Below are 3,064 nucleotides of genomic sequence, written 5' to 3' on the forward strand. Positions count from 1 at the left end.
CTCAAAGTAAAACAGAAAGGGGAGGGCTGACGCCTCCCATGTCATTGCAATAAATGACTATAGTTTTACCAGCTATTAGAGACTACTAAATAATTATAAAAAATGCAAATGTCCTGACAAAGAATTAGCACAACATTTTTCTTTAAATAAAAAGATAATTAAATCTAGATTGTCTGATTTGGCAGAGTCGGGTTTTCCTATCCATTTGACTAATACTGCTGTGAGTCAGGTGGAAGAAGTGACACGGAAGCAGACAACGGGATCGACTACTTATGATTCTAAGGGTAGAGAAAGGGTGAATACAGCCCCTTGACCGGGTTTACTACTGGCTGTAATGCTGCCTCCATGCGCTTCAATAATGCGTCTGGCAATCGCTAGACCCAGACCAACCCCATTCTTACTAGAGCGGCTCGTGGTGTAAAACTGTTCAAAAATGCGAGGTAAATCGGTTTCAGGAATGCCGCTTCCCTGGTCTCGAATTGAAATCAGAGCCTGTTGCTTGTTACCAGAGGCAGCAATGAAAATACGAGCATTGGGGGTAGAGTACTTAATCGCATTGTCTAAGAGATTCAAAAAAGCTTGTAATAAGCGTTCCGAATCGCCCATAATCCGAAGGTCAGCAACATCAACTTCTACAGTCACGTTTTTAGCCTGCATACGAACTTCCATTGCTCTAATCGCACGGCTGATGACACTTTCTAAGGCAATGGCTTGGATTTCTAATAGCGTGACACCCGCTTCTAAGCGTCCTAAATCAAGCAAATCGTGAATTAAGCCCGAAAGCCGCTTCGTCTCCTCTTTGATGGTTTGAAAGAAGCGATCGCGCAACTCCGGCTCATCCACAGCGCCACGCTCCAGCGCATCAATGGTGACCTGAACGTTACTCACAGGGGTCCGCAGTTCATGGGAAACATTCGCTAGGAAGGCTCTGCGTTCGTTGTCCAATGATTTCAACCGTTCACTCATACGATTCAGTTCCGTTGCGAGTTGGTCTAGTTCATTGCTTTGACGAATCACAAGTTTGTCATCAAACTGTCCTCTACCCACGCTAATCGCAAAGTTTCGCATCACCTCAATGGGTTTAGAGAGACTCCGGGCTAATCGATCGCTGACCAAGGTACAGAGAAAAATAGTAATGCCAAGGGCGGCTAAAATTGTCCAGATCACCCTTACAAACTGTTTCTGAAACTGTTCTAAAGTAATTGAGATGCGCAATATCCCCAACATCTGACCGTTGCGAGTCATCGGTTTGACAATATAGAGGCGATCGTCCCTTGATAAAACCCCTTTAGTAACGCCCTGCACCGAATGACCGTGTAGTCCTTCTGAAACGCCAGATATCAGCAGCCAATTGGTGATTTGTCGATCTGTTTGAGGGTTAGAGGTGGCTAGCAGCGAACCTCGGGCATCAAATACACGGAGTGCGATATTGGCGGGTGCCCCATAGCGCCGGACAATGATCTGCACCCGTTGCATATCTTTTTCTTCGAGGGCATCTGCAACGCTCTCGCTCAGTGCTGTTGCCCAGTTTTCTAAATCTGTCTGACGAGACTGCATGAAAAAGGCATAAAACGTCCATAGGATGTAACCAGACATAAGCGAGGTTCCTAAGACGATCAGGATCAGGTAGGTAGCCAAGAGCTTCGTGTGGATTGAATTCCACCGAAGAGATGCTAACCATCTGCTCGTGAAGGAGTCTTGGGCAAAAAATTTCATCGGCTCAAACATGGCTGGGATAAATGGTGTAAGCTGTCACGCATTTAAATTGCATATTCAGGGCGGGCGAGACGCCCACCCCACAAGACTTAGATTGTTTGTTGACATTCTATTTAAATGCTGAACAGCTTATCCGTTGCAAGTGATCCTAATCTAGCGCCATTGGTCACGGATTGAGCCAACCGAGCTATCAAACCCTTGAAGGATGCCTTAACCGCTTTTAAGCAGATTCCACATGATGGCGGCGCAGCAAAGCTTTAATCCGTGCAAGCAATTCCTGCGTATTAAAGGGTTTGGTCACATAATCATCTGCCCCTGCCTCTAAGCCCAACACTTTATCCATATCTTGGTCTTTAGCCGTTAGCATCAGTATAGGCACATTAGAAAAAGCGCGGATACGCCAACACACTTCCATCCCATCAACTTCTGGCATCATCAGATCGAGCAGAATGATATCGGGTACTTGCTTGTGGAATTGTTTGATGGCGCTGTGTCCATCTGCTGCTGTAGTGACCTCATAGCCTTCCTTTCTCAGTGAGTAAGCAAGGCTTTCACAGAGTGGGGCTTCGTCGTCTACCAACAAAAGATGCGGCATTAGTATAAATAGTTATATTTCATATTGAATATCTCAAAGACAGGATTCACCGACATCTACCTTGAGATGTAAATCGTCTTGCTCCCGCTCAGGTTTTGCTGCTTACAAATACTAGGCAGCAAAACGATGGACAGTCACGAGCGGTTATAGCTGGTAAAAGTATAGTCATTTATTGCACATGACATGGGAGGGATTAAGCCCCTCCCCTTTCATTTTTACTTGAAGCGGATTGACCCGCCTCGGCCTAACTACGCAGCTCCCTATCAAGAGTGCTAAACGCATTTGGGATTGCTTTTCTAAGAATATTGTACGCGACGTTGACATCAGAATTAATTAATTGGCCGACTGATGTTTTGTACAAAACTCTCTTGATTCGCTTGCCAGTGAACACAGGGTATTTATACCAATTTAATGTGAAGTTGCACATATCTCGATCCCCCTCGCATCTCCCTGATAGTTGGGGGACGAAAGATCGGACTCTTGTCCCCCCCCGGACGCGGGGGGCGCCAGGGTGAGCGGATTCTATGCAGCCTCATCAAAAATTGGTATCAGCGGTAATTGGGAATTGGGAATTTTCCCGAAAAACTAAGGACTAATGACTAATGACTAATGACTGTTGACTGTTGACTAAGGACTAAGGACTAATGACTAATGACTAATGACTAAGGACTAATGACTAAGCTGTTGTGCCTTTAAATAGGGTATAATAAAAATTTAGTTGAGTCAATCAATACAAAAATGCCAGCCAAAAAC

At 45.1% G+C, this 3,064-nt stretch carries 2 protein-coding genes and 1 pseudogene; all 3 read right to left on the minus strand.

All coding sequences use genetic code 11. From position 1 onward, the window contains the following. Window positions 1-270: 270 nt before the first annotated feature. Entirely contained in the window at window positions 271-1,596 is a 1,326-nt protein-coding gene (locus QUB56_RS36620; RefSeq protein ID WP_332961261.1) for a HAMP domain-containing sensor histidine kinase, read from the minus strand. Between the two features lie 340 nt (window positions 1,597-1,936). After that, entirely contained in the window at window positions 1,937-2,311 is a 375-nt protein-coding gene (locus QUB56_RS36625; RefSeq protein ID WP_332961262.1) for a response regulator, read from the minus strand. Window positions 2,312-2,476: 165 nt separating this feature from the next. Beyond that, window positions 2,477-2,711 (minus strand): annotated as a pseudogene (locus QUB56_RS36630) (RNA-guided endonuclease TnpB family protein); the annotation flags it as partial. Window positions 2,712-3,064: the final 353 nt, after the last annotated feature.

Source organism: Microcoleus sp. AR_TQ3_B6 (assembly GCF_036702785.1).
Classification (GTDB): Bacteria; Cyanobacteriota; Cyanobacteriia; order Cyanobacteriales; family Microcoleaceae; genus Microcoleus.

Excerpts from the sequence above, each read along its gene's own strand:
- QUB56_RS36625 (WP_332961262.1), bottom strand. The coding sequence starts at position 2,311 with ATGCCGCATCTTTTGTTGGTAGACGACGAAGCCCCACTCTGTGAAAGC.
- QUB56_RS36620 (WP_332961261.1), bottom strand. The coding sequence starts at position 1,596 with ATGTCTGGTTACATCCTATGGACGTTTTATGCCTTTTTCATGCAGTCT.